This is a genomic window from Spirochaetota bacterium (genome assembly GCA_026414805.1).
GTDB lineage: Bacteria > Spirochaetota > UBA4802 > UBA4802 > UB4802 > UBA4802.
In genome coordinates, this window is the sequence record JAOAIH010000120.1 from 1 (window position 1) to 3,990 (window position 3,990).

The 3,990-nt window shown below is 34.4% G+C and carries 5 protein-coding genes; 1 reads left to right on the forward strand and 4 read right to left on the reverse strand.

The features are described 5' to 3' along the window. Positions 1-166 precede the first annotated feature (166 nt). From cas2 (N3F66_14645) to N3F66_14660, 4 genes are all read right to left on the reverse strand, one after another. A complete protein-coding gene (cas2, locus tag N3F66_14645; GenBank protein ID MCX8125384.1) occupies positions 167-448 on the reverse strand; it encodes a CRISPR-associated endonuclease Cas2 in 282 nt (93 codons plus the stop codon). A gap of 34 nt (positions 449-482) precedes the next feature. Then, on the reverse strand, positions 483-758 hold the full coding sequence (gene cas2 / locus N3F66_14650; GenBank protein MCX8125385.1) for a CRISPR-associated endonuclease Cas2: 276 nt from the start codon (positions 756-758) through the stop codon (positions 483-485). Next, entirely contained in the window at positions 755-1,825 is a 1,071-nt protein-coding gene (gene cas1, locus N3F66_14655; protein MCX8125386.1) for a CRISPR-associated endonuclease Cas1, read from the reverse strand. Before cas1 ends, cas2 (N3F66_14650) begins: the two co-directional genes overlap by 4 nt. A 61-nt stretch (positions 1,826-1,886) precedes the next feature. Then, the gene (locus N3F66_14660; GenBank protein MCX8125387.1) at positions 1,887-2,174 is read right to left on the reverse strand and encodes a hypothetical protein; all 288 of its coding nucleotides are present in this window, start codon (positions 2,172-2,174) and stop codon (positions 1,887-1,889) included. Between the two features lie 230 nt (positions 2,175-2,404). Between N3F66_14660 and csx1 the strand changes: the two genes are divergently transcribed. Continuing rightward, on the forward strand, positions 2,405-3,778 hold the full coding sequence (csx1, locus tag N3F66_14665; GenBank protein MCX8125388.1) for a CRISPR-associated CARF protein Csx1: 1,374 nt from the start codon (positions 2,405-2,407) through the stop codon (positions 3,776-3,778). The last annotated feature ends 212 nt before the right edge of the window (positions 3,779-3,990 follow it).

Here is a 3,990-nt window from a genome sequence, read left to right on the forward strand (position 1 = left end):
CCAAAAATGGCTGTTTTATGTCACTTTCTTAGGTTGGCGGAGCCAAAAGCCCCTTCTATTTATACAGTTTTCAAAGATCTGTCACTATTTTACCGCTTTGGCTCTTTTACAACTTAATTTTAGCAATTTGTCAAGCACTTTTTTACTTTTTATAATTATCTCAATTTTATAATACATAAAATTGTTTATACTCACCTATACCCTCAGTAGTAACCCCATATTGTTTTTTCTTTTGCCAGCAGCTTGCACATAAGGGTATAATTATTAATGAATCTTCTTTTTCAAGTATTGTTTTTGCTTCGCTACGCATCCGCTGTATTGTGGTTTCATTACACATAGCTTCAAATACTGACTTTTGCACACGCACCCCGTATCGCTCCACCATCTTTGCTATGCGTCTTAGGCGCTTTTCATTACGGATGTCGTATATCACCAGCCAGGTTTCCATGCTGTACCTTGTGTTTATTTTTACAGTTACTATCTCATAAAATTAAAAACGTATCCAATGAAAGCAACTGACCTGTTCCATCTATGATAGCTTTCTTACGACACTCTGAACATAGTGGATATACGTATATCTTATCTTGTGTTGGTTCTATGAGTGTCATCAAATTTTTAATCAAATTATCCAACATTTCATTATCCATCTCAACATTAAAAAAAGAATATTGCACCCGTATGCCCATTTTTTCAAGCTGCTTTGCCACACGGTTTAATCGTTTAGGATGACGTATATCATAGCAAATTAAATATTTCATTTTACCTCAAATGGCCTGTATTCTTTTTCTTCGTCATTGATGACGCGCTTGCAATGTGCCACCTGTTGTGCTATTATTTTACGGTACGATAGTTGTTTTTGTAGTGGCATATAGTAGTAAGTTTCCTCAAGTTTTGCTTCAAACTTTTCTATTACCTTCTTTAGTCCATCTTTAGTTAAAAGCACTCCTTTGCGAGTTGTCACTTTGTCATCTTCTTCATCCATTGGCTCTAATGGATATTCTTCACTATCGCTTGAAAAATCTATTGTGCGAAAATCCTCAGGGTTTAAAATTCCTAAATTAAATAGTGATACCGTCAATGTATCACATAGTGGCGATCTAAACTCTTCCATTAAATCAAAAATAAGCGATTTACGACCATATTCAACAGTATGCAAATACCCAACGTAAGTGTCCATACCTTCTGCAAGCAAATAGCTTTCAATTAAATGATTGAGCAACGTATAGGTAAAACTAAGCACTGCATTAACGTTATCACGCGGCGGGTTCATACTTCTTCCATCAAATTGGGCCCAATGTGGTACCAGGGCATGCTTTAATGCAACAAAATACATCCTTGATGCTGCACCCTCATAGCCACGCAACTCATTGGTATGTGCAGCATTGGGAATCTTTTCAATAATTTGCTTCATTATTTCAACACAATCACTTAAGCGTGTTACTTCTTTATGTTTTCGTTTTATACGGTTTGCAAATACTAGCTGATTGCGTATTTTTCCGTCTATAATGTTTTTACACCATTGCAAAATAAATTGCTCATTGTTGAGTTTATCATATTGCTTTTTGCGCAACAATACATTTTTGCTGTCATCAAATACTATCTTGCCATTGAACAGGCCATTTTTATTCAAAAACACCACTTCAATTTTATAGTGCATAAGCAATTTTAGCGCCTCGGGGGTTATTTCTATATTCCCTATTATATATATGCGCTGAGTATTATGTGGGAAAAATTTTGACACCGTACCATCAGGAAATAAAAAGTTGAAAACCCGATTATTTTTATATAGCTTGCCATAATCTGAAATTAAATATATATCCGACATACTACCCTCCGTAAAAAAAGTTGAAGCACGCAGGCAGTAAAGCCTGCGGCTACAAAAGCAATCAGCCCCCCCATTTATATTTTTGTTTTACCCTTCCCATTCTTTGTGTTATTGGGAATGCAGTTATCATACTTCCATTTTTTTCAACCACTGCCACCCCACCTTTCTGGTACATTTTTATCAACTCATCCCGTACCACATTGATGCGGTGCAACAGCTGGTGTATCTGCTTTTTGTCAAGTATTACCCTATCGCCAACCTGATAACCAAATAGCTCAACTAGCTCCACCATTGTATGTGTTATGCCACGGTTATGCATCTGTTTTGCAAAATGTTGTGTTTTTGTCATTGGTAACCCTCCCATTTTAATTTCTATATAATTTGACTTTTTATTGTTTATAATTATTGGTATTATTTTTAAAAAATTTTCATTTTAACGCATGTTCAACACTATCACACAAATTTTAACTTGACCATAGCAAACTATAGTAGTAAATATATATAATTTTATGGGCGATAGTTACTGGCAATTAGCCTAACAACTATGCACTGCAGCATATAGTAAAACAGTAGAGCACAATGAAACTACTCATTGAAATTTGGGGAAATTACCAGGCGTGGAGAAGAGTTACTTACTCATATAATAACAATAGTATTGATTCTTCAACTACGTTGCCACTACTTTACACCGAAATTAAGCCTGATAAATCAATTATAATAGTAGCCGACACGCTCATAGAAAATGAGATAGCTGCAAATCCCACCCAATACCATCAAGATATTTCTTACTCTGAATTATGTAAAAAAGTGCACGATAGCACGTTTGAATTTATTAAAACTGCCACCCAAAATTTTTGCCCTGCATCAATGTATCACTCAGTTTCTGTGTTAGTGGCTCCTGCAGTGGGGACATTTAGACATACACAGTTCATTGGCAATCCTAACAACTTTTTTTCATATATATATTTTTTCCTGGCAAAGACTGTGATTGCTATCGCACAAACTAATAATGATGATACTATTGAAATATATGTTGATATTACTCACGGCATAAATTACATGACCATGATTACATACCGCACCATCAAAGATATATGCACAATACTTGCTCATTTTTTCAATATTACCTTTGTAGTGCTCAACAGCGATCCATTTGTTGGCGCTGAAAATATTAACCTTACCATTAACCAGATTGAAAAAGTAAAAGTAATGCCTCAGTTGGTAATCTATAAGCATCGGGATACATTACCCCTTAGAATTTCACATAACTTGGACAACTGCCTTAAAGCTGACATTAATAAAATGCTGCAAGATAATATGAAACACACTATTCCAAATTTTAGAAATTTACTTGAAAATACAATATACCCCTTTGCAGGAGCAGCCTGTAATGCTGCGCCAATTTTTATGATTTATTTTTTTCCTGACTTAAATATATTACACACAACTGTTGAAAATATTGTTGAATTGTTCTTTAAATATTTCAATATTCGCACCACTAACAAACTATGCATTCAGCAACAAGTTGATTTTACCAGCACCTTTATTACTCTATTACAAAACTGGCTATTTGCACAATTGCTTGCAACAAAATATTCAATTGCACAATACAATGAAATAAAACTTTCACTAATATATTCACTCATGAACGTATTGAAAGACAACCAAATAGCTACTTCGCGTATTTACCGTGAGGTAGAAAAAATAAAAGCTTTTGACAATAAAATGTCAATTCCACACATATACAATGACTATGGAAAAATAAACATGGGCGAAAACTACCAACCTGATACTAATGTAGACACTCGTAACTTCTTTGCTCATGCAGGTTTTGGATATACTTTTACTCAGCTTAAAAAAGAACAGAATACAATTTACATAAAACCAAAAGACCAAGCTGTGGATAGTATAAAAAATACATTAAGTAATAGCTTGCCACAAGGGGTGGTGTAAAAACACTATTGTTTATCATTAGATAACATTAAATAAGAAAAATAACAGTTTTGTGAAAAACATCTATTTTACTAGCAAGCAAGCGTGCCAAGTAAAGAAGAAACACTTGCAAGAGTAATCACAGTGGTACAGGAGGCGGCAGTCAAATAAATTGGAATTTTTTACGCATATACCTAAAGCCAAGTACAACAGATATACGCACGTGGTATAGT